The 24,438-nt window shown below is 53.2% G+C and carries 23 protein-coding genes and 2 pseudogenes; 12 read left to right on the top strand and 13 right to left on the bottom strand.

The window, feature by feature from the left end:
• Positions 1-98 precede the first annotated feature (98 nt).
• Positions 99-863: an SDR family NAD(P)-dependent oxidoreductase gene (locus ACA071_RS11455; RefSeq protein WP_497644391.1), complete on the bottom strand. Its 765-nt coding sequence runs from the start codon at positions 861-863 to the stop codon at positions 99-101.
• Between the two features lie 270 nt (positions 864-1,133).
• On the opposite strand from ACA071_RS11455, the gene ACA071_RS11450 reads away from it, so the two are divergent.
• Both ACA071_RS11450 and ACA071_RS11445 read left to right on the top strand, forming a co-directional pair.
• Entirely contained in the window at positions 1,134-1,625 is a 492-nt protein-coding gene (locus ACA071_RS11450) for a (R)-mandelonitrile lyase (RefSeq protein WP_497644390.1), read from the top strand.
• The gene (locus tag ACA071_RS11445; RefSeq protein WP_497644389.1) at positions 1,622-2,413 is read left to right on the top strand and encodes a carboxymuconolactone decarboxylase family protein; all 792 of its coding nucleotides are present in this window, start codon (positions 1,622-1,624) and stop codon (positions 2,411-2,413) included. The genes ACA071_RS11450 and ACA071_RS11445 overlap by 4 nt, the downstream gene beginning before the upstream one ends.
• 22 nt (positions 2,414-2,435) lie before the next feature.
• Here ACA071_RS11445 and ACA071_RS11440 read toward each other — a convergent pair whose 3' ends face one another.
• Positions 2,436-3,344, bottom strand: a complete 909-nt coding sequence (locus ACA071_RS11440) for a LysR family transcriptional regulator (protein WP_497644388.1) — start codon at positions 3,342-3,344, stop codon at positions 2,436-2,438.
• Between the two features lie 1,285 nt (positions 3,345-4,629).
• Between ACA071_RS11440 and ACA071_RS11435 the strand changes: the two genes are divergently transcribed.
• Positions 4,630-5,358, top strand: coding sequence for a Crp/Fnr family transcriptional regulator (locus ACA071_RS11435; protein ID WP_497644386.1), 729 nt, complete (start codon positions 4,630-4,632; stop codon positions 5,356-5,358).
• A gap of 290 nt (positions 5,359-5,648) precedes the next feature.
• On the opposite strand, the gene ACA071_RS11430 is transcribed toward ACA071_RS11435, so the two are convergent.
• Positions 5,649-6,281: a trimeric intracellular cation channel family protein gene (locus ACA071_RS11430; RefSeq protein ID WP_497644384.1), complete on the bottom strand. Its 633-nt coding sequence runs from the start codon at positions 6,279-6,281 to the stop codon at positions 5,649-5,651.
• A 668-nt stretch (positions 6,282-6,949) separates the two neighbouring features.
• On the opposite strand from ACA071_RS11430, the gene ACA071_RS11425 reads away from it, so the two are divergent.
• Entirely contained in the window at positions 6,950-7,135 is a 186-nt protein-coding gene (locus ACA071_RS11425) for a ribbon-helix-helix protein (RefSeq protein ID WP_054614680.1), read from the top strand.
• 69 nt (positions 7,136-7,204) lie between these two features.
• On the opposite strand, the gene ACA071_RS11420 is transcribed toward ACA071_RS11425, so the two are convergent.
• On the bottom strand, positions 7,205-8,860 hold the full coding sequence (locus ACA071_RS11420) for a SulP family inorganic anion transporter (protein WP_497644383.1): 1,656 nt from the start codon (positions 8,858-8,860) through the stop codon (positions 7,205-7,207).
• A gap of 140 nt (positions 8,861-9,000) precedes the next feature.
• Between ACA071_RS11420 and ACA071_RS11415 the strand changes: the two genes are divergently transcribed.
• From ACA071_RS11415 to ACA071_RS11400, 4 genes are all read left to right on the top strand, one after another.
• Positions 9,001-9,231, top strand: coding sequence for a hypothetical protein (locus ACA071_RS11415; protein ID WP_046047630.1), 231 nt, complete (start codon positions 9,001-9,003; stop codon positions 9,229-9,231).
• A 537-nt stretch (positions 9,232-9,768) separates the two neighbouring features.
• Entirely contained in the window at positions 9,769-11,013 is a 1,245-nt protein-coding gene (locus tag ACA071_RS11410; RefSeq protein WP_497644382.1) for a malic enzyme-like NAD(P)-binding protein, read from the top strand.
• A 169-nt stretch (positions 11,014-11,182) separates the two neighbouring features.
• Complete coding sequence (locus ACA071_RS11405; protein WP_497644381.1) at positions 11,183-11,944, top strand: YoaK family protein; 762 nt, start codon at positions 11,183-11,185, stop codon at positions 11,942-11,944.
• Between the two features lie 343 nt (positions 11,945-12,287).
• Entirely contained in the window at positions 12,288-13,301 is a 1,014-nt protein-coding gene (locus ACA071_RS11400) for an isocitrate dehydrogenase (RefSeq protein ID WP_045060683.1), read from the top strand.
• A 539-nt stretch (positions 13,302-13,840) separates the two neighbouring features.
• On the opposite strand, the gene ACA071_RS11395 is transcribed toward ACA071_RS11400, so the two are convergent.
• On the bottom strand, positions 13,841-14,071 hold the full coding sequence (locus ACA071_RS11395) for a hypothetical protein (protein ID WP_045060682.1): 231 nt from the start codon (positions 14,069-14,071) through the stop codon (positions 13,841-13,843).
• Between the two features lie 522 nt (positions 14,072-14,593).
• Here ACA071_RS11395 and ACA071_RS11390 point away from each other — a divergent pair.
• From ACA071_RS11390 to ACA071_RS11380, 3 genes are all read left to right on the top strand, one after another.
• Entirely contained in the window at positions 14,594-14,860 is a 267-nt protein-coding gene (locus tag ACA071_RS11390) for a hypothetical protein (RefSeq protein WP_497644380.1), read from the top strand.
• Between the two features lie 837 nt (positions 14,861-15,697).
• Entirely contained in the window at positions 15,698-15,907 is a 210-nt protein-coding gene (locus ACA071_RS11385) for a hypothetical protein (protein WP_497644379.1), read from the top strand.
• A 138-nt stretch (positions 15,908-16,045) separates the two neighbouring features.
• Entirely contained in the window at positions 16,046-16,249 is a 204-nt protein-coding gene (locus ACA071_RS11380) for a hypothetical protein (RefSeq protein WP_497645291.1), read from the top strand.
• A gap of 852 nt (positions 16,250-17,101) precedes the next feature.
• Here the strand turns inward: ACA071_RS11380 and ACA071_RS11375 are convergent.
• The 6 genes and pseudogenes from ACA071_RS11375 to ACA071_RS11350 all read right to left on the bottom strand — a co-directional run.
• A complete protein-coding gene (locus ACA071_RS11375; RefSeq protein ID WP_497644378.1) occupies positions 17,102-18,133 on the bottom strand; it encodes a sensor histidine kinase in 1,032 nt (343 codons plus the stop codon).
• Entirely contained in the window at positions 18,130-19,617 is a 1,488-nt protein-coding gene (locus ACA071_RS11370; RefSeq protein WP_497644377.1) for an ATPase domain-containing protein, read from the bottom strand. Before ACA071_RS11370 ends, ACA071_RS11375 begins: the two co-directional genes overlap by 4 nt.
• Positions 19,614-20,048: a hypothetical protein gene (locus ACA071_RS11365; protein ID WP_497644376.1), complete on the bottom strand. Its 435-nt coding sequence runs from the start codon at positions 20,046-20,048 to the stop codon at positions 19,614-19,616. The genes ACA071_RS11370 and ACA071_RS11365 overlap by 4 nt, the downstream gene beginning before the upstream one ends.
• A 100-nt stretch (positions 20,049-20,148) precedes the next feature.
• Complete coding sequence (locus ACA071_RS11360; protein ID WP_283557490.1) at positions 20,149-20,685, bottom strand: hypothetical protein; 537 nt, start codon at positions 20,683-20,685, stop codon at positions 20,149-20,151.
• 185 nt (positions 20,686-20,870) lie between these two features.
• Positions 20,871-21,008: pseudogene (locus tag ACA071_RS11355) on the bottom strand (transcriptional regulator); the annotation flags it as partial.
• A gap of 789 nt (positions 21,009-21,797) precedes the next feature.
• A pseudogene (locus tag ACA071_RS11350) lies at positions 21,798-22,006 on the bottom strand (hypothetical protein); the annotation flags it as partial.
• Positions 22,007-22,129: 123 nt separating this feature from the next.
• Here ACA071_RS11350 and umoC point away from each other — a divergent pair.
• Positions 22,130-22,630 (top strand): UmoC family flagellar biogenesis regulator, encoded by a 501-nt coding sequence (umoC, locus tag ACA071_RS11345; protein ID WP_497644375.1) that lies wholly within the window; start codon positions 22,130-22,132, stop codon positions 22,628-22,630.
• A gap of 352 nt (positions 22,631-22,982) precedes the next feature.
• On the opposite strand, the gene ACA071_RS11340 is transcribed toward umoC, so the two are convergent.
• Together ACA071_RS11340 and ACA071_RS11335 are read right to left on the bottom strand one after the other, a co-directional pair.
• Positions 22,983-23,360, bottom strand: coding sequence for a hypothetical protein (locus tag ACA071_RS11340; RefSeq protein ID WP_149662273.1), 378 nt, complete (start codon positions 23,358-23,360; stop codon positions 22,983-22,985).
• 232 nt (positions 23,361-23,592) lie between these two features.
• Positions 23,593-24,135: a hypothetical protein gene (locus tag ACA071_RS11335; protein WP_497644374.1), complete on the bottom strand. Its 543-nt coding sequence runs from the start codon at positions 24,133-24,135 to the stop codon at positions 23,593-23,595.
• Positions 24,136-24,438: the final 303 nt, after the last annotated feature.

The raw sequence follows: 24,438 nt of genomic DNA, 5'->3' as shown, positions 1-24,438 counted from the left end.
CCCCGCGGACGGTTAAAAAGAGCCGCACCAAATCGAACTGGATTCATGCTGTGGCTGGGAGAGAATACTTTTCTGCAAGCAACCTCCTTGCAGGCGTCTTAACGCATGATGAAACCGCCATCCACAGAGATGGACTGACCGGTCACATAGCTGGAGGTGGAGCTGCTGAGCCACAGAACCGTATCGGCGATTTCCTCAGGCAACCCGTGACGGCCCATAGGCACGCTTTTCACCATCGCGTCCAAAGCCTCGCCCTGACCCGAAGCGACCATCTGGTCGACCATCGGGGTCCAGATCAGCCCTGGGCATACGGCATTGATGCGGATGTTGCGCGCGGCATATTCAAGCGCAGCGCTTTTGGTCAGCCCGATAACCCCATGTTTTGCAGCGTGGTAGTTGGCCCGCTCGGCGCCTCCTACCAGCCCACCCAAGGAGGAGCAGTTGACGATGGTTCCGCTGCCCTGCCGGCGCATGTGCTGTAACTCGAACTTCATGCAGCTCCACACGCCACGAAGATTGACCGACATGACTTTGTCGTAATCGTCGACGGTAGCGTCAGCCGTTTCCGCTAGGAGGTTTTGAATGCCTGCATTGTTGAAGGCGGCGTCCAGACGCCCGAAAGTGGCGACGGTTTCCTTGACCATGGCCTCGACCTGATTCACGTCAGCGACATCACAACAAATGCCAATGGCCTTAAAACCTGCACGAACCAATTCCTCGGCCGCAGCACGCACCGCCTCCCCATTGACGTCCGCCAAAGCTACCGATGCACCGGCCTGGGCAAAGGCCTTGGCTGTCGCTAATCCAATACCGGATGCGGCGCCGGTGACGAGTGCGACCTGGTTTTCAAATGAAAAACTCATGAATACATTCCTCAACGTCACGTTTGAATAGATCTGATGTGCTGCACGCTAACCAACACTGGAGGTGATGAATACCGGGTGAAAACAAGATGCGTCGATGAGTACGACTCATCAATCAGTCAAATGCAGTTTCTTGAGGCCTATACAGAGGGCTTGGAGGCGACGATTAATGAGTAATATTCATCACCTCATGCGGTTTCGGCACGGTAGTCGTTGCTTTGTTCGTGTACTAAGTTGGCTGTCGAATGTCCTTTCAGCAGGAGCTTACCGATGAGAACACTCGCCGCAATGTTTGTGCGGAGCACCCTGCTGATGGTGTGCCTGTCGGCAAATGCTGCTGAAATCCCCGAAGGCCAGACCATGAATATCGTCAGAAATGGCGAGCAAGCTTCGATCATGGGCGCACCGGGTAATTTCGTCGGCAATGCTCGAATCGATCCATTGTTCCCCGTCCGGGCGCCGTCGAAGGTGTCGGCGGGCGCTGTCACCTTCCAGCCGGGTGCGCGCTCGGTGTGGCACACCCACCCATTGGGACAATCGCTCGTGGTCACCGCTGGGACCGGCTGGATTCAGCAGGAGAACGGCCAGAAGCAAGCGATCAAACCGGGGGATGTGATCTGGACGCCGCCGGGGGTCAAGCATTGGCACGGCGCCACCGCCACGACTGGCATGACCCACATTGCCATTCAGGAATCCCTCGACGGCAAGAACGTGGAATGGCTGGAACCGGTCACCGACGCACAGTACGAGGCATCCCGATGAACCTGATGAAGGCCGCCATGGCCTCGATGTCTGTGTTGTTGGCCGCCTGCGCGGCAACTGACATGGCCGCCACCACATCGAGCCTGCCCGCCGCCCCTACGCTGGATGATGTACACGCAGTTTCCCCGACACTGGCGCATAACACCGAATCAACGTTACTGGGTGAGGTTTGGAATCGTCCTGGATTGACGCCGCGAGACCGCAGCCTTGTCATCCTCGCCGCGTTGATTGCGCGCAACCAGACCGTGGAGATGGCGTATCACTTCAACCTGGCGCTGGACCATGGCGTCAAACCCGCGGAACTGTCCGAGGTCATCAACCACCTGGCGTTCTATTCGGGGTGGGGTAACGCCACGGCCACCATCCTGATCGCCAAGGACGTTTTTGCCAGCAGACACATAGGACCCGATCAACTGCCACCGGTCTCGCCGGTGTTGCTGCCAATCAATGAAGCGTCCGAGAAAACACGCACAGCACAGGTCGACAAAACCGTCGGCCCGGTATCGCCAGGGTTGGTCTACTACACCAGCACTGCTCTTTTCCACAACCTGTGGCTCAGGCCTGACTTGGCACCTCGCGACCGCAGCCTCATCACGGTCAGCGCGTTGATCGCTAACGGTCAAATGGCGCAGGTCGGTTATCACCTCAACCGTGCGATGGATAACGGACTAACCCAGCCAGAAGCGTCCGAAATGCTGACGCAACTGGCATTCTATGCCGGCTGGCCCCAGGTGTTTTCTGCTGTGCCGGTGGTTAACGAAGTGTTCGTCAGCCGGCAAAAAATCTAGTGCGGTTGGGCATGATCAACTCTTAGTCGCCCAGCGGTTTCAATTCGCGAATCAGATCAATCAGCAACCGCAGCCCCATCGGCAGTTGTCGGTGGCTTGAGTAGTACATATGAAAACCCGGTGCGAGACTGGACCAGTCGTCCAGCACACGCTGCACCTCGCCGCTTTCTACCAAAGGCGTGATGACAGGCTCGGGGGCATACATCAGCCCCGCGCCATGGCGCAGTAACGACAGGCCAACGCGGGTTTCGTCGATGGTTATTGGACCGGGCGCGGCGATTGCCAGGTGTTCCGTGCCTTTCTCGAACTCCCAGTCATACATGCGATCATTGCCCAAACGTATGCGCAAGCATCGATGCTGCAGCAAGTCCTGAGGGTGGCGCGGCACACCAAAACGCCCCAGGTAATCAGGCGAGCCCGCAACCACCCAGCGAATGTCCGGCGAAAGACGCTGGGCGATCATATCTTCTGGCACCGTGCCGCCGTAGCGGATGCCCGCATCATGACCGCCGCCAATGACATCGATCATGCGGTTGGTGACAGTCAGGTCGATCTCAATCTCCGGATAGCGTTCGTTAAATATCGGCAGCACCGGCCCCAGCAGCAGATCCGCCGCATCGCTCAGAATATTCAGGCGAATGCGCCCCGCGGGCTCATCGCGAAACCGATTGAGCACCTCCATCGCCTGGCCGATATCATCGATGGGCTTGCTGATCAGCGCGTGCAACTCCTCGCCCGCCGCTGTCAGCGTCACGCTGCGAGTGGTGCGATTCAACAGACGGACCCCAAGCCGACTTTCCAGGCCTTTGATCGCATGGCTCAATGCTGAAGCGCTGATGCCCATTTCTAAACCCGCCCGATTGAAACTCTGATGACGGGCGATGGCCAGGAAGTAGATGAAATCGGCCAGATTGGCGCGGCTGAGTTGCATGTCAATCTCCGGCAATGATAACGGTGGTTTAAGTGAGCTAGCGCGCAGACGATAACCTTACAATGCGTGTTTTCCACTTGAGGCTTTCGCGCTATTGATCGGAGAAATCGGAAACTCACATCCACATTCGAGCATCCGTGTTTTCGACCGCCAGAGCAGTGCGTATTTCTACGGTGGTGTGAGCCAGGAATTCAAGCATCACCACCCCTGATCCCAAACGCGGGAAATGACGCGTGAGTGAAAGAATGGTCATTCGAAACGCAGCGCGGAACCGCGCGCAGGAGCGGAAAAAGGCTTTGATGGCATGGGCCTCTTTCGCCTACAAATCCGCTGGCATGTGTGCTTTAGGTCGTTTCTAGTCCTTCGTGACAGGCAGCTATAGCCCAATAGCGTCGGAAACGTACGACCGTAATGCACCCAAAAAACGTCGTCAACTCAGGTATCAAGTTCGGACCAAGGCCTACGAAACAAATTCCGGCCGTGATATCTGCTGAAGATTCCACCCAGAGCCAGTCGTTTTGTAGGGGTAAAAACGCCTAAAAATAAAAAAGGGCCGCGAGATTAAATCTCGCGACCCTTTTGAATTATATGGTCGGGACGGAGTGATTCGAACACTCGCCCCCTAGCACCCCATCTCCTTTTTCATACTTCTTGAAAGCTTCCAAAATTTTACTCTGGATTTTTCTAAGCCAGTATTTACTTGAGCTTCCGCGGTGTTCTGCTCTACGAGAGTCCAGTAACGTCCATCAAGAGCTGACGTTTTTGTGGGGGGAAAAGTAGGGGGAGTCCATTTTATGGTCAAAATTGCCCGACTCGTACTCCTGCGCCTGCCGAGTGCTCAAGATCGTCCTTCCTCACCATAGACGCCCCATCTTGTCCTTGACCCCACTGAGACTATGTTCGGCATCGCACAGACAATTCACGCACATTTAGTGATAATCAAGCGCGCATATCTCCGTCGAACCCTGACAGCGTGGTTAAAATTTCGCCCTCCCTGCCAGGCGCACTGAGTCACCTCATCATTGCCTTGGTCGAGGGCATGTCTTGCGTGAGGAAACAGGGTGGTCATTGGTCCTGCGTGCTTTTCGGTTCGGATCTCTGCCAAACGCTCACGATCAACGGTGTTGCGGATCAGATCGCAAATTTGAGCACACGCAAAGTCAAAAACAGGCTGCCTGGCACATTTGACTGATAACGAAGCGGTGCAAGACCGCCCTGCAAAGTAGCTCATCACCGCAGCCACTCTCTATGCGGCTAGAAATTTCTTCCTTGAACAGGAACGTAAATGTCCGACTCACCCAATCCAAAACAGAATCATTTGCTTGCCGCATTGCCGGCGCAAGTTCAGAGCCGTCTCCTGCGCCATCTTGAACTCGTCACATTGCCGCTAGGTAATGTGTTGTACGAGTCAGGCGACACCTTGCGCCACGTGTACTTCCCAACTGATGCCATCGTCTCATTGCTTTGCGTGATGGGGAGCGGGGCCACGGCAGAGATATCGGTAGTGGGTAACGAAGGCATGATCGGCGTCGCCGTGTTTATGGGCGGTGAAAGCACACCGAGTAGTGCGATTGTTCAAAGTGCTGGGCATGCATACCGGCTACCCCGGCGTCGGCTGAAGGATGAGTTCAATCGGCATGGCGACATGCTCCTGCTGATGTTGCGTTACACCCAGGCACTTATTACCCAAATGGCGCAGACCGCCGTTTTCAACCGCCACCACTCGATCGATCAGCAGTTGTGTCGTTGGCTTCTGTTATACCTCGACCGCTTACCGGGCAACGACTTGTCCGTGACCCAGGAAATTATTGCCAACATGCTTGGTGTGCGCCGCGAAAGTGTGAACGAGGCCGCCGGCAAACTACAAAGACAGGGGGTAATCGAGTACAGCCGCGGTCATATCAAAGTCATAGACCGAGCGCAACTCGAGCAACTGAGCTGCGAGTGCTATGCCGTCGTGAAAAATGAAACTGAGCGGTTGCTGCCATACCTGCCAGCACACCAACACCCGTAATTAGGCGAATCAAGATCAGCTGCTGGGGTTAGTCAGCAAGGCCACCTACCGCACGTGGCGCTTGTATATGACGGCGCGCGCACTCGAATTCGAAGCCGGTGATCTGGGGCCTACCAGATAATGCAGAGTAAACGTGCCGGCAGCTTTTCAGCCCTTCCCTTGACGCGTAATCATCTAATGGCGAAGGAAAAAAAAGGCTGCAGGAGCAGCCTCAAGGATGGGGGGCAGAGATGACTAAGCATCACTCATGTTTTCTTATAGAGCGTAGCTTTGTCGGCCAGGCAACAAGATCAATCGACTACATGGAACCTGGGTAGCATCCATTTCCAACGAATGGCGGCAATACGGCTGACAAAAACGAACGCAATGGCGATTGCAGACGCCACTTCAAGAGAAATCTGCAAATCCAACAGCGTGATGTAGGCGACGGCACCCAAAATACTGATGGATGCATAAACCTCACGCTTGAACACCAACGGTATTTCGTTACACAACACATCACGCATCACACCCCCAGCGACTGCGGTAGCTACACCCATGATCACTGCGATGCTGGGAGGGAGGTTTTGCTGAAGAGCCATATCTGTTCCTCTGACCGTAAATACAGCCAATCCAAATGCATCGGCTACCAACAACACCCTCTCGTTGAAGGTTTTCAAGGTCCTCGCCCAAATCATGGTTCCTAGCGAAGCACTAACCCCTACCAAAAAGCCATTCTCATTGGAAACCCACTCGATCGGATAATGTGCCATCAGTACGTCACGCAAGGCACCGCCGCCTAAAGCGGTGACTAAACTGATGGTGATTACACCGAACCAGTCCAACGATTTTCGCCCTGCCATCAGGGTGCCAGTCACTGCAAAGGCTGCAACGCCTGCCAACTCACAGTAATAAATCACCCAGCCGGCGTGGTAAGCCTTCATCTACGGAACCAGCCTGTACTGCAAATGGGAGAAGTTCTTGAAATGAAGCGCTCTCAAAGACACACATCAAGGTCTAATCACATTATCATAATATGATAATAAAATCACAACTGAGGCGAGCGATGAATACAGGGCAAAAAACACAGCCGCGTATCGTCATGAGGGTTATCCACTTGGAAACAACACTGTCGAATCAAGCGTGCGGGTCGAAACGATAGGTGACCGGGCAATGGCGTACAGCCCAGGAGTCGCGCAGCCCTGCTTGGCAATAGCCAAAAATCCGGACGACGTTTACCGCTTTACAGGTAATCAGCCGCAACGAGCGTGCGGCGACCGAGTGTGTGAGGCTGCTGCTGAACGTGGGTGCGCACTCATCTCGTATGGACCCACGCAGTACTAGCCTGCAGCGGTGCTGGAGAGGGATTACATTATTCCCAAGCCGTTGGATGGGCGCCTGCATTCGGGGGTAGCTGGAGCAGTGGCTAGAGCGGCAATTGAGTCGGGCGAGACCATCTATCCCTTCTTTTACCCGTTTCTGGTAGACGTACCGTCGCCATTTTCTGATCACGGTCAATCTAGTTAACTGTAACAAACCTAATCGGTGACAAATAAATCCCCGACCATTACAATTTGATTAACATTGACCGTTTTAGGGTACAGGCAATTCCATGGAAAATAAGACTGCACGATTAACTGTGCTCATTGATCCCGTTAAGAAAAAAGCGCTTGAAGAGCTGTGCGCGTCTCAGGATCTGACGCCCTCTCAGGTCGTTCGTCAGCTTATTCGGGACTATCTGGAGACGCATGGCGTGTCCTACGCCACCAAAAGCAAAGCTGCGGCCAATGGTAAGTGATTCATCTGCGCATGAGCGGGTACGACGAATACCTGCTCATCGCTCCTCCTACTCTCTTGCACCTCATCTCTAACCCTGGGTTTTGTCGATCTCGGCGTAACTGCCCAGTGCGCCACTGAAGTCAGCATGATAATGCAGTGAGCCGAGCGCCTGAAGAATCCCTGCCCTTTCGAGCTTGCCAAGGACTTTTTCGTTGGCTTCACACAACTTCACGACGATGCTGCGTTTGCGCAGTTGCTCAATAACTTCGAGCAGCGTTTGTAAGCCCGTGATATCCATGAACGGCACCCGCTTCAGACGAATAATCAACGTCCCGGGATCGGTGTGCGTCTGAGCCAAAACGCGCTCAAAGGTTTCTGCTGCGCCAAAGAAGAGAGGCCCCTCAATGGTGTAAACCAAAACACCAGGTGGCAGATGTACATGCCCATTCATGCGCAACTCTGCCTCCAGCTCTTTTTCGACCATTAACTGCACCTCTACAGATGCAGCCATCCGACGCATAAACTGCAGCATGGCGAGAATGACCCCGATATTCACTGCAATCGCCAGATCGCTGAAAACGGTCAGGCTAAAAGTGATTAAAAGGATCGCAACATCCGCTTTTGGGGCTCGTTTGACCATGCGTGTGAAGTGCTTCAGTTCGCTCATGTTGTAAGCGACCACGAATAAGATCGCAGCCAACGCGCACAGCGGGATATCCGAAGCCAGAGGTGCCAGGAAGAGGATCAATAAAATCAACGTGACCGCGTGCGCAAAACCCGCAATGGGGCTATTGCCACCGTTGCGGATGTTGGTCGCAGTTCGAGCGATCGCGCCTGTCGCAGCAAAGCCACCAAACAGAGGAGTGACCAGGTTGGCAATGCCTTGTCCGATTAACTCCTGATTGGAGTCATGTTTGGTGCCGGCCATCCCGTCGGCGACAACAGCAGACAACAGCGACTCGATCGCCCCCAGCATCGCAATCGCGAACGCAGGACCAATCAATTCAATGATCTGCGGCAGCGTTATTTCAGGAAGGCCAATTTTGGGCAGTCCTTGAGGAATCCCCCCGAATGCACTCCCGATCGTTGCCACGCCGTCGAACTTAAAACAGGAATGCAACGCCGTCACAACGACCATGGCAATCAGAGGACCAGGAACACGCCTTACGCCTGGTACTTTAGGCGCGAGTATCACCAACAGCAGGCTCAAAAGGGCTAATAGGGTCGTGGGCACATGGAGTCCGGGCAGAGCCTGGATGATATGCCAAAGCCGCTCATGAAAATGGTCGCCACTGATGTTCGGCAAGCCCAAAAAGTCTTTCCACTGCCCGACCCAAATGATCACACCGATGCCTGCGGTGAACCCAACGATCACGGGATCGGGAATGAACTTGATAAGTGCGCCAAGCTTGGTGATGCCAAGCAGTAACAATATTGCACCCGCCATCATTGTCGCGATCTGCAAGCCATCAACGCCGTACTTGGCTGTCACGCTGGCCAAAATGACGATGAATGCCCCAGTAGGGCCGGCAATCTGTAGTCGACTCCCGCCGAAAAGCGAAACCAATAAGCCACCCACAATTGCCGTGTAGATTCCTTGCTCCGGCTTGACGCCCGAGGCGATGGCAAACGCCATGGCCAAGGGCAACGCCACGACGCCGACGATGACTCCCGAGACGATATTTCGAAGCCAGTGTTTGCGCCCTAACAAGCCCGCTTTCCAAGCTTCTCGTATGGCAATCATGACTAGCCTCGCGCTGGTGGCATGTGCATACTATTCACACTTAGTGATAATAGTAAAGCAATTGGCCTAGCCTCGTACGACACCAGCGACCCTGTAGATACAGTGTCGAGATCGCAGAAACATATGCCCGGAGACCCCGAATGAAACGCGAAGACGTCAAAACCAAACACGGTGAAGGCATGCACTTCGACACGCACGTGATAGCCAACCCGGCCAATACACACGAGTGGATCATTCTTTTTAAAAAGGAAGCCGGAAGAAGCTATTTCCTGGTCAATGACAATGAGGAAATTGAGTCATTTGGACACCTCGATGAACTGATCCGCGAGCTTCGAGAGCTGGGTATCAAGTCCGCCGAAGTTCATTTCTGATTGTTCCACTTAGAGAGTTTGATCCTGTCAGTAAAAGTCGAGTATCTGTCCGGTCAGAGCGAAGCGCTTTGGTCTGTTTGTTTCAGTAGCCGCTGCCAATTTCGGACTGAGCAGGGAGCAAAGGACTATGCCGCCACACTCAAAGAAGGAATCGACGCCCCCCACACCTTCCCGCGAACTCACCACGTCTCTCACAGCCAAGATCATTGATCAACGCTGATCTCCGAGTTCATCCGAGCATGTCGTTCACACCCATGACCTCAGCGCCTTGACGCGGGGGACATTCGAGCACGCAAAAAAATGGACACACAAGGTGGCCTAAGACGGGTTCAAGCATAGGAGGATCTCTATTGACCAACAGATACAGGCCCGCCCTGAAGTCTTAGGGCCAATAGAGTGGGTCCGCTGGCTGATAAACCCCTTCATCAGCAGCGCGCAACTGACAATTTGATCCTGGTCTGTGGGTCAGGACCTCGTTGCCTATCATTATAATAGTGTTAGCATGTGATTGTAATAAACATCTAAATAGGTGATCGCATGACTACCGACTTCAAGAAGGCTGCACTGGATTACCACGAATTCCCGACCCCAGGAAAAATCAGCATCGCGCTGACCAAGCCTGCCGACACAGCCGCCCAACTCGCACTGGCCTACAGCCCAGGCGTTGCGGAGCCCGTACGCGAAATTGCGAAGAATCCAGAGAATGCTTACCGCTTCACCGGTAAAGGCAATCTGGTGGCCGTGATCACCAACGGCACGGCCATTCTGGGCCTCGGCAATCTAGGCCCCTTGGCCAGCAAGCCGGTCATGGAAGGCAAAGCATTGCTGTTCAAGCGTTTCGCCGGAATCGATTCGATCGATATCGAAGTCAATGCCGAGAGCTCCCAGGCCTTTATCGAGACCGTCGTGCGCATTGCCGACACCTTTGGTGGCATCAACCTGGAAGATATCAAAGCGCCTGAGTGTTTTGAAATCGAAGAAGCACTGATCGAACAGTGCAGCATCCCAGTCTTCCATGACGACCAACACGGTACGGCCATCGTCACTGCTGCCGGCATGCTCAATGCACTTGAGATTCAGGGCAAAAACCTGGGTAATGCAAGAATTGTTTGCCTCGGCGCCGGTGCAGCTGCCACTGCTTGCATGCGCCTGCTGCTTAGTCTTGGCGCTCAAAAAAGCAACCTATACATGGTCGATCGTGTCGGTGTTATCCACTCCGCTCGGGAAGGCCTCAATCAATACAAAGCACAGTTCGTTAACGACGGTGGCCCTCGTACGCTGATGGAAGCCATGACCGGTGCTGACGTGTTTGTCGGCCTGTCTGGAGCCAATCTCCTCCCGGCAGAAGCATTGGCAGCGATGGCACCTAGCCCGATCGTGTTTGCCTGCTCGAACCCGGACCCCGAAATCAGCTACGAGCTGGCCATGGCCACACGTGATGACCTGATCATGGCGACCGGTCGCTCTGATTACCCTAACCAGGTCAATAACGTTCTGGGCTTTCCGTTCATTTTCCGCGGGACGCTGGATGTTCGCGCAACCCGGATCAACGAAGCGATGAAAATTGCGGCGGTGGAAGCACTGCGCCAATTGGCCAAAGAGCCGACACCGGTGCAAGTGCTGCAAGCATTCAACGTCGATAAACTTGAGTTTGGCCGCGATTACATCCTCCCCAAAGCGCTCGATGCTCGCCTGCTCGGAGCAATAGCCGGTGCAGTGGCCAAAGCCGCTATCGACACCGGCGTTGCAAAGCTGCATTACCCGGCGCACTACCCGCTCTAAGTTGCTGCGCCAGCAGGCGATCCTCTGTTCACCCATCAGAAGAAACGGCAGCCATCGGCTTCAACACTCAACGAGCAGACCCGTCTAAATCGCGAGGACCTGGTGATATCAGATATACATAATCGGTTGGCTTTTTTGCTCCTCATATGCTTGAGACAAGGGTGAATAAATGCCGATCAAATATGTCAGGAGTCTCACCGGGCGAAGGCGTACCACCGCCGCAAACCGGCATCTTGGCTTTGCCTTGGCCTTCGTCGCGGGAGCAATCAACGCTGGCGGTTTCCTGGCAGTGCATCAGTACACCTCACACATGACGGGCATCGTCTCTTCGATGGCAGACAACAGTGTGCGGGGAGCCTACGACCTGGTACTTGGTGGCGCCGGCGCATTGTTGTCTTTTCTGGTTGGGGCTGCGTGCTCTGCGGTCATGGTCAATTACTCCCGACGCAGACGGATGCACAGTGAATTTGCAGTGCCACTTTTGGTCGAGGCCTTTCTGCTTATCTGCTTTGGTTTTCTGGGCGCCCAACTATCCACAGTGGATGGTTTGTTCGTGTCAGTCACCGTGATGCTCTTGTGCTTCATCATGGGGCTACAAAACGCGGTGATCACCAAAATTTCAAAAGCCGAAATCCGAACGACACACATCACCGGCATCATCACGGACATCGGAATTGAGTTGGGAAAACTCTTTTACTGGAATGCCGCCAGCACATCGACACACCCAAAAGTTCTCGCCAATCGGACCCGGCTCAAAATACTGATACTGCTGGCGCTGAATTTTTTCTTCGGCGGCGTGATGGGGGCATTTGGTTTCAAGCACATTGGTTACATCTCAACGGTACCGCTCGCGATGGTTCTGGTGACGCTGGCAATTGTGCCTGCCTTTGATGACGCCAGGCTTTTTGTCCGCCGCGTCATGCGAAAGTGAGCCAATGACTGTTGCTGAGCGCGCCTACCGCAAACATTAACATTGTATGTTAATGTTATGCGCATATTCGGTGGAGCAGTGACAGCACGCTTGATCCGGTAGCTCGCCACGTAACAGCAGCATCCTCGAGTAGTTCTGTGCGGCGCGAGATCTGACATCCGTCTCAGGACGCCCGTCATTTGATCCGCGATGACCTGCGCAGTCACGGCGCGGAGGATGAAACACAGCACACTGGCGCGGTGAAAGCCGTCAGACAGTCAATGCCTATCAGCAGACTCGTGACACCAGTCTCAATGACCCAATCAATACAGCAGGCTGACAAAGCTCTGTTAAGGAAGAGACCATGAGCAGAACAATCGCAATCATCAAGGGCGACGGCATCGGCCCCGAGATCATGCAAGCGACGCTACGCGTACTCGACGCCCTTGACTGCAATCTTCGCTACGACTTCGTTGAGGCCGGCCTGGAGGCGTTGCAGCAACATGGACAGCTGATGCCTCCCGCCTCTATCGATACGATCGCCAAACATGGCATCGCACTTAAAGGCCCTCTGACGACACCGATTGGCCGTGGGTTCTCATCGATCAATGTTCACCTTCGCCGCCATTTCGATCTCTACGCGAATGTCCGACCAGCGATCAGTTTCCCAGGGACCCGTTCGCGCTTCGAAGATATCGACATCATCACAGTGCGCGAAAATACCGAGGGGGCTTACTTACCCGAAGGACAGAGTATTTCAGAAGACGGCGAAGTCGCTTTGGCGAGCATCCGCGTAACACGCACCGCCTCCGAACGCATCGTGCGATACGCGTTCGAGCTGGCTCGTAGCAAAGGCCGCAAGAAAGTTACCGCGGTGCACAAGGCCAACATCATCAAGTCTTGCTCCGGTTTGTTTCTTGAGGTTGCGCGCGAGGTCGCTGCGGATTATCCGGAAATCGAATTCCACGAAATGATCGTCGATAACGCCTGTATGCAGTTGGTCATGAATCCCCATCAATTCGATGTCATTGTCACCACCAACCTGTTTGGTGACATCCTTTCAGACTTGTGCGCAGGCCTGGTGGGTGGATTGGGCTTGGCGCCCGGGTCTAACATCGGCGCCGATGCGGCCATCTTCGAAGCGGTCCACGGTTCGGCACCGGACATCGCTGGCAAGAACATCGCAAACCCTTGTGCATTGTTGTTGGCTGCCGCGGACATGCTTGATTACATGGGCATGGTGGACAAGGGAACACGCATTCGTACCGCTATCCGCGTTGTTTTGAAAACAGCCTGCGATCAGGTGACACCGGATATGGGGGGAACCGGAACAACTGAGTCCTTCGCTGACGCCTTGGTGGCCTACTTGCGCGACTAGATAGACGTAATCGCCAGTTCACTCAGAGCTGGCGTTTTTATATCCTGCGCCACGCCTACCGACCTTCTTTGATTGAAGAGAAATCAAAATGCCCAAGAGGGGTAGATCTTTACCCATCAGCATCGACTACAGGCAAAAACGCCCAGGAATTACTGGCGCCCCTTCGCAACAGGAAGACAGGCCACCCGATTAAAAAATCTCCTGGTGCTCCTCTGATTGGGACTTATAACTCGTCGAGTTTTGCATCACCCTCAAGCAGGGAATCTTGTTATTTTTGTTATGTTTCAATCTTTATAGTAAAACAAGGGCAACACATTTAATTACTTACTGCAGTTTCTGTCGCCGGTTGCCGGCACTGCATACGGGTATATATGTGGAGCTTCTATACGCTCTTTCAGCTTTGCCGCGTAGTCCTTTGCACCCTGCTCATTGCGGAACTGAATTCGCCGGGCACCTACACACACGGACCATAGATCTTCACTCTGACTAGACAGATGTTCGACCCTGACAGACATGACGACACTCCAAAAAAAAAGAATTCAAAAATGAATTTCAGCCACCTTGATACCGATTTCACGCAGCTCATGAATCAAATCATCAAGGTGTCGGAAGGGTTCAATTTCTTCATTGTCATTGACCAGGAAAAAGCTTCTTCCTGCTTCCTTTTTAAAGAAGGCGATCCACTCCTGAGTGTTGGCCGGATTGGCAATTAAATGGGTGTCAAACTGAATGCCTTCAGCGTGTTTGATTTTTACGTCCTCACGTTTCATGCAGCTCTCCAAGCGCTCACATCTTTCTGTTCTCATGCGTGATTTTGCCTCCCGGCAGTTGAGCAAAAAACCTCGCTCCTGCCTGAGGCAAGGTCGAGCAGATTGCCTTTCTATTATCACTGCATGATAATATTATGCACATATGAACCCTCGGAGGCTAGTCATGAACAGAACCACCGAACTCTATGAGGTACGCCGGCCTGAGCGCACCCCCCCAATGCTTTGTCTTTGAAAGCCCACAACCTTGCGGGTAAGCGTCCAGTGATAAAGCTCTGACGGCCAGATCGAGAAAAAAACCGAACCCAAAAAGTTCTCACGATCAGCAATGAGCTATCAGCTCCACACCCTGGAGGTAATTGCCTGTACGGGTTCAAATTGACTTACTTCACCGTGATGATTGCACCTTGAAGTGCACATAGGACGTCATATTCAAAGACATGAGATGAGTCCCACGCTGCAACGGATCGCCTTTGCTTTTGATTTACCGCGTACGGTTTCTGAATTTTAAGGACGAAAGTCATCATGCGAAAAACAGAAATTAAGATGTGTGTCCCGCTCAATGTGCCGACACTCGAGCCTGGGCAGCGATTGTTGGTTTGCCTTGAGCAATGCGTCGTCGTCCAGCAGCGAGAAACAAAAATCTATCAGGTTGTTTTTGACTGCAAAGCACCTAAAACAACACGAATTCTTTGGACAGAGGACGAGTGGATTTTCATCGGCAGGCACAAGCAAAATGCTGAAAAAGATCCTTTGCTGGCTACATTTGTATCAGCACTAAAAACTGAATAGTGGGTTTCCTGCATAATGCTAAAAATAACTATTAGCGTAGGGCATTAACTGCTTCAAGGCGCTTAACGCCGACTACTTGCATGGACGTACTTTAAATATTCTCGCCAATCAAGCCAACGGCCATTAATCACCAACAATGGAACTCCCATGGAGCGCTCATAATCTGCGCGAAGCGGGAAGAAGCTGCCCTCCGGCCGGCCGTCGAGGAGCGGCATCAAGTCAGTTTCTGTGCATAAAGAAAAGCTGCCCATGTCTCACACGCCAGCTTTGACGCCTGGCAGCTTCCCCTATGGATAACCGGAAACCTGCAGGGCTGATACGAGCACCATCATGTGGTTTGGGACTGACGATCGGTTTCGCTCTAATGGAGCTGACTGTCGATCCATTGCTCTGCCGCCGCCATCGCCTCGGCCAGCGCACTGGGGCCGAGAAAGCCATCAGATGCGGGGGTGTAAAGCTGTATGGATATCGTGAAGTTTCCACCTAGAGCCAGGGGTTTTGTGGGGGGTAAAAACAATCAAAAATAAAAAAGGGTCGCGAGATAAAATCTCGCAACCCCTTGAATTATATGGTCGGGACGGAGTGATTCGAACACTCGACCCCTAGCACCCCATGCTTGCAGGGGCGCTAAAAAGCTATACGGAACAGTCCTTTGGAACGGCGCCCACTGCAATCGATGCCGTACCGTGACTAACCGTGTTTTACGAATCCCCGCAAAAGTCCCTACAGGCTTTCAACGAGAAAGTCCCTGCATCCCGGCGTCCTGCCGAGCTGAATCACACTCCCTAAATTAAACTTTCCCCTCTGCTACGCTGACCTCATAACCGAGGATCCGCGATGCCACATTCAGACCTACTCCCTTCACTGCTGTACAAGATCAACGAAAACCAGCTCGCTCTTGAGGCTGCCATCCTGGAGCTTTCCAACTGGGTCGAGGCGCGCGGCTCCGCCGATGTCGCGGACAACGTGCGCGGCGCCCTGGAAGCAATCGATAAGAACGAAGAGTTCATCAAAATGACGCTTGCGGTGATGATGGCGCCGGAGTGACTGCTATCGGCCAGCAGCCCTTCATTTCATACATCCAAGAAACTCTGAATCATTCGTCAATATCACCCTCTATCTTTGATTCTCGGAGAAATTTAGGGAGTAATTTTGAGCTACCTGGATTGGGTTCAATGGCCTGCGATGCTGGTAACCGTGTTTGCAGCGTGGCTTATCGGGTCTCAACGACCCGCAAGGCGGATGACAGGGTTCGTATGCTTCAGTTTGAGCAATATGCTGTGGGTGATTTGGGGGGTGTACGTAGAGGCCTATGCCCTCATCGTTTTGCAGATTTGCCTTTTCCTAATGAACCTTCGCGGGTTCAAGAAAAACCTCGATGTAAACTAGGTTTATCCTTCAAAATCAGGCGCCAGAGGTACTAAACCGTACCTCTGGCGCCAGGCATCAGGAAGCTCGATAGCCGTTAAGATTCTTCTTGGCCACGGGCGTTTATGCCCAGAAGTACGCACTCGAGCAGAATCAATGTATAGGCGTTCGCATGACGTCCCCAGGTTACCCTCAAAGCATTGCTCACGGTGGATCCCCAGAAAGCGATCATCCGCCTACGTAGCTGTTGAGAACCAATGATCCAGGCTGAAATCACTGTCACGATCTTCGCGTGTCATTGCCAAGATCAATGTATTCCAAGCCCAATTCTCCCGGTGCCCTCGTTCATTCAAGGAGGAACGCCAGCACTCGCTCGGCAGTAAAGTGGTTGATCACAATGCCGCACCTACAGACGTCAGATAGCATAAGGCTTGATCCGGCGGGTCGCATGACCGCATTAATTTCGCTCAATAACGCAGACGCGAACTCTCCGAATTAAAGGCTATGAGAGTTCGGTAGCGATGACTCATTGAGATGTGAACTCCAAGCTGAATACGCGTCCGAATGTCGCGTTACAGCCGCACTCCACCTTTCACCGGAAAGCTCACGAGCTGAGACCAACATCATCATTTTGTTAACAGCTGCATCCAGATCTAAAAGCAACTCATGAGATTTAAATCTAAAGTCATCCGCTGCGTTCATGTCGGATCCTGTACTCAGCGGGTCTGACTCGAAGTAATGAATCGCAGCGCCCACCAAGAATCTTGATTGCGGTCTTTAATGGATCAGCCATAGCGATGGATGGCCATCGAATTGTCTGGTGGGATTTGGTGCGTACCCTTGGACTTAGATAAATCAGTGTCCACGTCTTTTTTATCCGCTTGAATGGATCACCAACGGTAACGTAACCACGAACTCGCTCCCCTTGCCATCACCCTCGCTCAGGCCGGCAACCTCGCCGCCGTGCGCCTCAACCAGCTCGCGGACTACTGTCAGTCCGATGCCCAAGCCAGATCCATTGAATCCGACGGCATGCACATCTTGAACATAGGGGTCGAAAATAAACGGGAGTGCTTTAGCGGAAATACCGATTCCATTGTCGGAAATCTTTATCTTCAAAACGTCGGACGCTACTGTTAAAGACAGTTCGATTCTACCGTGGGTCGGTGTGTATTTAGCCGCATTCGCTAGAAGGTTTTGGAGAATCTGCGCGAGGCGCCCCGGGTCACCATTTACCATCAAGATGCCATCGGGAAGGTGGGCGTTGAATCGCTGCTCTTGCGCGCTCATTAAGGGGCGACACGCATCAATGGCCTCGCGCAGAACTTGAATCATGTCGACATCGCGGCGATTAAGTCGCAACTTACCAGTGCTCGCACGGGAGACGTCCAGCAGATCGTCGACCAGCTGTGACATATGTTGCACTTGGCCTTCGATCAACTCCCGCATCCGAGGCAGTTCGTCACTAGGCATCCGCACCATACGCTCTGCAATCATACTGATGGGTGTTAATGGGTTTCGCAGCTCATGAGCCACCGTCGCCAGTATGCTTTTTTGCTGACTCAGTGCGTGCTCGGCTACAGCCTGAAGGTCTTGAGCGCTGAGCGCGGCTATGACCAGCTGTGCATTAGCCTCACGCAGTTCCTGGTACAAACGCTGCTCTTCCAAACGAGGGGCGACTACTGCGTCTGACTGCACGAGGAGTTTAGCCGGTACCAACTGCTGATTGGCCTCAATCACTTGCTCGAACTGCTGGCTGTCCACCAACGGGTTGCTGGCGTCGCTCAACTCTTTTTGCAAGGCTGCCAGCACGGCGCGCGCTTCAACGGTTTTCTGGCCAAGCAGGAAGAGTTCGTGAGCGGCATTAGCGATTTCACGCTCTTTCTTGCCATCGACATTACTCATGAGCCTGGCTCAAAAATTTTATCTCCTGTGCGTTCCGCATCTGAACTCCGTTTTGTCGGTCGGCCACCGAGCAAGCCTTCTTGGTCATGAAGCATTTCGCCGATCTGCAGGCCGTTTTTGTCGATGCTGTACAGGCGCAGCTCATCGGAGTGGGCGCTGGCCCGCAACTTGACCACGGCCATGATCCGCAACAAGCGGCTCCGCACTTCAATGTAGCGCTGAACGATGATCGCATCGGTGAGAAACGCCGTGCCGTAAGGGCTGAAACGCAAGTCGGTGTAGCGGTCTTCCAGCTCGGAGGTCATCAGCACACTGACCCCGGCACCGGTCAGCGCGGTGACCATGCGCGACAGCGATTCACGGAAGTCTTCACGGAAGGTCGGCGCCAGCGCCAGTTCGAAGCCTGACAACGAGTCGATCACTAAGCGAGTGGCTTTCAGGCGAGAGATCTCGGCCAACAACAACTGGACGACTTCGTCGATGGACAAGTCCGGTGCACGACTGTCCACCAAACCGACCTGACCATTTTGGATCAAATGAACGAGGGTGGCATTTTGGAAGTGATTGGGCCGTTGTTCGAACACCGCGATCACGCCGGTTTCGCCGTTGCGTGCGCCTTCGGCCAGGAAGGTCGCCGCCAGAATGCTTTTGCCCGACCCTGACGGCCCGGCCACCAGTAAGGAATAACCGCGAGGCAGGCCGCCGCCGAGCATCTCATCGAGTTGCGGCACGCCCATTTTCAGGCGCTTGATGGGGAACTCCAGCGGCGCTTCAACCGGGTTGAGTGGCGCAGGTGCAAACACCTTGATCCCCGACGTCGCAATGCGGAAAGTGTGCAGGCCTGGCAGCGTTGGCTGGCCGCGCATCTTCATGATTTCCAGCTTGCGCACCATCGAGTTGCGCTGAACGCTCTGGCGCAGCCAGATCAGGCCATCGGCCACGGTGAAAATCGGGTTGGTGTCGGTTTCGGTGAAGTATTCGCCAATCAGGAAGGTCGTCGCCTGCCAGGTGGTCATCAACATGCCCAGTTGCTGTACGAACTGCGGCAGGTTGTTGTTCGGGTTGTCCTGGGTCTGGCTGGCCAGCACCACCGAGCGGAACGAGTCGACAAACACCAGCGACGGCGAGTGCGCCTCCACCTCGCTGACGATGCGCCGCAGCACTTCGTCCAGATTCCCGGCCAGGGTGTCGTCGGTCAGGTTGATATAGCGGATCGACTGGTTGATCGCTTCGCTGTCGAAAAAGTCGAATTGCTGCTGATAACGCAACATCTTCAGCGGCGGCTCGCCCAGTACGGTGAAGAACAGCGCCGGGCGCTCGGGCGTCGCCAGGGCAAACATCATCTGATGCGCCAGGGTGGTTTTTCCGCAGCCAGGCGGGCCGGCGATCAGGTTGAACGAAAACTCCGGCAAACCTCCGCCCAGCACCTCGTCTAGTCCTGGCACGCCGGTGGCCAGGCGGTTGATAGTCACTTTGGTGCTCATGGCGAATTTTCCTGCGAAGGGGTGTCACTCAAAGAAGGTTCCCACATGCCACGAAGCAAACGTTCGGTGAGCGAGGGGCCGATGAGCGTGGTCAGCAGCTCGTAGAAAGTGGTCAGCAACACTTCACCGAAAAACAACGCATCGGCGTCGCTTTGCTCAACGATTAAGGACTTGAGGGCAGTCAGATCCATGCCCGACTGCACTTTGTCGTAGGTGCGGGCCAGACGCGGATGAATGGAGACGCACAGATGGAGGCTGCGGCGAAAAAGCGCGGCAAGCCCTTGTTTGCCGATGATGGGCGTGAGGGCTAAATCCATATCCCGCAAGGTTGAAATGATCGCCTGGGCGATCCTTGCAATGTCAGCGTTGGGGCCAACACGGTGCGCCAGAGAAGCTACGATCTGGCGGCTCTCTTCGCTTAGCGTGGACATGGCTCACTAATTTTTGATGGGCACCTATCGATGGTACACCCTATAACCTGTGATCGAGTTTTCATTTGGACGCAGAGCTGATGATGTTCGAATATCTCTCTCAAGCACCTAGTTTGGTGATTTGGATACAAACCGACCAAATGCCAAGCAATATCCAGAACGTCGCAAAGATCCAAGGTGTGCGCACCGAAAACAGCAACGCCTTTCGATACCCCTTTTGCGTGGACTCTCTCTCACAAAATAAAGGCGATTCGTCATACGCCAACCCCATTACAGGCTCACTATGCAATAGCTCGCTCTGCTTGAAATGCCAATGGCCGATAATGTCGTATGCTGCACGAATACCGGGCCAAGCATTCAACGAACTTAGTACTCCAAGCAACGTAAGAAACGGTGGTACTACCAGCGTGAACAACTTGCCCCATTCGGGGTTGAGATTGCCCATAGAAGAGGCAAATGCGATGACCAAAAAAGACTGAGATGCCAAAAAGGCGTCAGTTCGATTAGCCAAGATGCTGGTTTCGTACTGAATCTCTCTTCGGTAAAAATCCAAGCGCTCCTTTGGCGACCCGAACATCCTGGCATTGTGCTCGTTTAGTGCGGTGTCACTTATCTGGGAAGTCAAAATTCTCGGCACGGTGGGTTCATCCTCATCAAATATGTGAAGCCGGCTTACCACCCATCCCAACCTGCGAATTGAACTGGACTTCTCCCACGTTAGCATTGGTACTCACTAACATCTGTGTTAGCCGGACGTTTATCCGCATTCCTCCGCAACGCCAACAAAAATGGCCTCTCGGCCGTTTTGTACTCAAACTAATTTCACTTGGAAAGCCAGGACACTACGGTGTCGGAGCCATATTTCGCTTTCCACTCTTTCAATGTATTTTGGTTACCGCCTTTGGTTTCGATAACCTCGCCGGCAAGCGGATTTTTGTAGACTTTTACCCGTGAGGCTTGCTCAACATGTCGCAGATGAAAACTGTCGCCACTTCGTACTCATGGTGTATTTCTAACTCTTTTGCTAAAAAACTTCTTGCCGACTCATAGGACTCTCCTGCATCAGACAAAAAAGCATTGATCGAGATTGTCTATCTCAGCTAGTGAGCCCGTACTTTTCAGAATCTGCAATTTAAATCCTAGTGTTAGGTGTATTCATAAAAGCATCCCAGCTTTCATAGGCGTCGTACTGCCTCTTGCTGGCAAAATCCCAGTCGGGGCCTGAAACGCATTTGGATGTCACCAGCGTCATCATTTCCATCGTAGCGGCGTCGAGCTCTATCAGGAGCTCTTGTGATTTCATCCTAAAATCTTCGATTGATGCCATTAGCTTTGCCTCGGCGCGGAGGTCACCGCCATTGAGAAACAACTGTTCCTCGAGCGGTGGAGTACGAACACGCCAAATAATTCATACCGTCTGATCGCTGGTTCGTTTAGCCCCGAACCTTCCTCCGTCAAAGTCAGCCTCTATAGCGGGGCGGAAGAGTCGTGCATGAAAGAAGGGAGCGACCCGATCTTTGTCCCCGCGTTTGAAAGCGACGCGGATCAGTCGATATCGCCGACAATGTGCAGAGCGCGCTGGACGCCATCACAGAAACGAAAAGTTCATCAAGCTAACGCTCGCGGTATTGATGTGCCCCGACGTTACGGCTTTCGGCCAAAAGCAGACATTCAGCTTCGAAGGCATAGATTTATCTCACCGTCTTTTAACAGGGCATGAGACAACACAGGGATCAACGTCAACCACACCTCGATGACTTGCTCGGCAAAGGCGTCCCAGGACTTACAGCCTCGATGGCGGCGCATGAGTCGCGGCCCGATTGCTTGGCGTCGATCAGAGCTTGGCCGATGCACCCATACAGCCCCCCTGGCGGTGATGGATTTGCCGGACGCAGAAACTGTTGCTGATGCTTGTTCTTAGCGGCGTTGAACAGCTTGCCCAGGATGCAGTCAAACAGGCGCTGGGACTGTGAGCGTTGTTAGCCTCAATGGGCCTAATCCTGCGTACGTAGTACACAATTGGCCTAGCATTCAAAGTTGTTTCTGCCCCTCGAAAAATGCTTTCCAAAGGATAGATAAAAATGAGAAAACTCATTTCTGTGGTCGTTGTAGCGACTTCATTTGCCATTGGTACGGCATTCGCTCAAGCATCCGCGAAACCTGATGTGAGTCCAATCACAAATGGCGCGGTCAGTATCGCAGCTACACCTACTACCACCGCAGCAAAAACAGCAGTGACCAGCGACGCTCAAGCTGGAGCATTGAACGAATGCTACAACACCATTGGTGATCAGCCCCGGACAGCGTTGCAGTCTTGCCTAGAGCGTAAGACTCGCGAAGTCACGTCACAAATGAATATCGCCTACAAAAAATTGGAAGCTAAGACAAAGGAGATCGATTCGAGTGCGACGGCCAAAGCCCTTACCTCGCTGCTCGCTTCTCAGAAGGCTTTCGAGAAGTTCAAGGATGCACAGTGTCAGTGGGACGGTGACTCCGTAATGGGGGGCTCCGGCTCTGGAGATATTTTAAGTTCCTGCAAAGTCGATTTGATCCGCTGGAGAACGAAGCAACTTTCCGATTGAATTTATTGACATAGGCGGCTGGCTATCCCACCAAGGAGAACCAGTTCGCCATTGAAGCCGCCATCATGGAGCTGTCGGACTGGGTTGAGGTGCGCGGCTCAGCCGATGTCGCCGACAACGTGCGCGGCGCCTGGACACCATCGACAAGAACGAAGAGTTCATCAAGATGACTCTAGCGGTGCCGATGACTCCAGATTAAGCCTCGATAGAGCGCATCGTCGAGTGCTCCACGCAGGGACGCAGAAGACGCAGAAGATGAACATCCCGACAGACTGACTTCGGCCAATAGCAGCCGGTCACAACCGACTGAGAACAGCCAAAAGCGCATACTCATGACCGTCCGCCATTCTCTCTAAGCAGACGCGTAAGTGAACGGCTCCAGCAAAATTTGAGGTTCGACCCACAACCTTAAACCGTAGGGAATTACCGAATACCCGTCGTATCGCCCAGTGAAAGTATTCGAAGCTGCAAACTCCAAGAATTTACCGCGCTTGTCATCAACAACGCGGATACCGGGGCATCCAAGCATTGTGTATTTGATAATGGGGTTTGGTAGTGAAGCCTCACTCACCTGAATTTCCACATCAGAATCATATTGCCAAATTGTCAATTTCAGTCTGACAGTACCTTGCTCGATAACGTAACGGTGTGATGTTTCGAACTCATCCAGGGAGGGGAAGACGCCGAGTACGGCGATTAGATCAAAAGGATCCCACGTTAAAAGGGGCATAAAGCATCCTTTGCTGACATCACGGTGAATTTGATCCCATTCTAATCATCAGCCATCTGTAACGCAGTTTTTCTCCAAGACTTCTTGGCCATTGGCAGGGCGATTTTTCGCAATCCGTCACCAAACGAACATTCACGATCTGGAGGACTCTACGGTTTTTTCCCTCCGTCAGCTTTGGGTCGGTTGCCGTCCTTCGCGACAGGCAAAGAACGGCCAGAAGCAGACATTCTGGTCAGAACCCCGTGAAACCCGTAAACCAAGGTAAAACAGCGCGACTGTTATGCCCTTCGTACTCCGCTTGTCCTCGAAGATCATTGATGCATAGAAATAAACTGATTGTGGCTGGAATAGATAGAACGTTTAGCATCCAGAAAACGACATTGCTGGATTCAAACGTCACCAGCGCGACGATGTTAATGACTACCATGCTGATTATTAGAATATTGTATTTGAGGTGCTGACGTCTGAAGGAGGCAAAGCTTTCCCAGTCATAAATCAGCCACTCATGAGAAAAGACTCCGCATTCGGGGCACTTATGGGTGGGCGGCAGCCTGATGGGGATATGGCCACAGCTGGGGCACCGAGCCGTCATAGCGTTATCCATTGTTAGATGATGCCCCTGATTACGTTTTCTTGACGATGTAATGGCGAAAGGCGCCAGGACCATCGAAGAGCGCCCGACCTTGGTGGCGAGATTAGCAGGGCACCCTCTTTTTTCACCTTCTTGCCCGATAGCTGCTTTTAGCTTAGTACCATTGGAGCTGAAAGGCTGCATACGGCCGGTTTCTGCCAATGCTGACCGGCAGCTTTGGGTCGGTTGCCGTCCTTCGCGACAGGCAAAGAACGGCCTGGAACGGCCAGGAACGGACGATCGATTCTAGTGAAAAGCTCAGTATTAGGAGTAAAGCAATGCAATGTAATTGTGGCAGTCGGGGCGACCTCGTAGAGATTGGTCATAACTATGCGGAGTTTGTCGCTGGTTTACGCTGCCTTGAGATAGGCCAATGGATCAAACTATTGCAGTGCCTTGATTGTGGTCAGTTTTGGCGAACGGATGAATGGGACAAATACCAAACCC

The organism is Pseudomonas sp. LBUM1646 (genome assembly GCF_059716165.1).
This window is presented reverse-complemented; position numbering and strand designations above follow the sequence as displayed.

Bases quoted from the DNA above. Each gene is read 5' to 3' on its own strand.
- ACA071_RS11455 (WP_497644391.1), bottom strand. From the start codon at position 863: ATGAGTTTTTCATTTGAAAACCAGGTCGCACTCGTCACCGGCGCCGCA.
- ACA071_RS11450 (WP_497644390.1), top strand. From the start codon at position 1,134: ATGAGAACACTCGCCGCAATGTTTGTGCGGAGCACCCTGCTGATGGTG.
- ACA071_RS11445 (WP_497644389.1), top strand. From the start codon at position 1,622: ATGAACCTGATGAAGGCCGCCATGGCCTCGATGTCTGTGTTGTTGGCC.
- ACA071_RS11440 (WP_497644388.1), bottom strand. From the start codon at position 3,344: ATGCAACTCAGCCGCGCCAATCTGGCCGATTTCATCTACTTCCTGGCC.
- ACA071_RS11435 (WP_497644386.1), top strand. From the start codon at position 4,630: ATGTCCGACTCACCCAATCCAAAACAGAATCATTTGCTTGCCGCATTG.
- ACA071_RS11430 (WP_497644384.1), bottom strand. From the start codon at position 6,281: ATGAAGGCTTACCACGCCGGCTGGGTGATTTATTACTGTGAGTTGGCA.
- ACA071_RS11425 (WP_054614680.1), top strand. From the start codon at position 6,950: ATGGAAAATAAGACTGCACGATTAACTGTGCTCATTGATCCCGTTAAG.
- ACA071_RS11420 (WP_497644383.1), bottom strand. From the start codon at position 8,860: ATGATTGCCATACGAGAAGCTTGGAAAGCGGGCTTGTTAGGGCGCAAA.
- ACA071_RS11415 (WP_046047630.1), top strand. From the start codon at position 9,001: ATGAAACGCGAAGACGTCAAAACCAAACACGGTGAAGGCATGCACTTC.
- ACA071_RS11410 (WP_497644382.1), top strand. From the start codon at position 9,769: ATGACTACCGACTTCAAGAAGGCTGCACTGGATTACCACGAATTCCCG.
- ACA071_RS11405 (WP_497644381.1), top strand. From the start codon at position 11,183: ATGCCGATCAAATATGTCAGGAGTCTCACCGGGCGAAGGCGTACCACC.
- ACA071_RS11400 (WP_045060683.1), top strand. From the start codon at position 12,288: ATGAGCAGAACAATCGCAATCATCAAGGGCGACGGCATCGGCCCCGAG.
- ACA071_RS11395 (WP_045060682.1), bottom strand. From the start codon at position 14,071: ATGAAACGTGAGGACGTAAAAATCAAACACGCTGAAGGCATTCAGTTT.
- ACA071_RS11390 (WP_497644380.1), top strand. From the start codon at position 14,594: ATGCGAAAAACAGAAATTAAGATGTGTGTCCCGCTCAATGTGCCGACA.
- ACA071_RS11385 (WP_497644379.1), top strand. From the start codon at position 15,698: ATGCCACATTCAGACCTACTCCCTTCACTGCTGTACAAGATCAACGAA.
- ACA071_RS11380 (WP_497645291.1), top strand. From the start codon at position 16,046: ATGCTGGTAACCGTGTTTGCAGCGTGGCTTATCGGGTCTCAACGACCC.
- ACA071_RS11375 (WP_497644378.1), bottom strand. From the start codon at position 18,133: ATGAGTAATGTCGATGGCAAGAAAGAGCGTGAAATCGCTAATGCCGCT.
- ACA071_RS11370 (WP_497644377.1), bottom strand. From the start codon at position 19,617: ATGAGCACCAAAGTGACTATCAACCGCCTGGCCACCGGCGTGCCAGGA.
- ACA071_RS11365 (WP_497644376.1), bottom strand. From the start codon at position 20,048: ATGTCCACGCTAAGCGAAGAGAGCCGCCAGATCGTAGCTTCTCTGGCG.
- umoC (WP_497644375.1), top strand. From the start codon at position 22,130: ATGAGAAAACTCATTTCTGTGGTCGTTGTAGCGACTTCATTTGCCATT.
- ACA071_RS11340 (WP_149662273.1), bottom strand. From the start codon at position 23,360: ATGCCCCTTTTAACGTGGGATCCTTTTGATCTAATCGCCGTACTCGGC.
- ACA071_RS11335 (WP_497644374.1), bottom strand. From the start codon at position 24,135: ATGCAGCCTTTCAGCTCCAATGGTACTAAGCTAAAAGCAGCTATCGGG.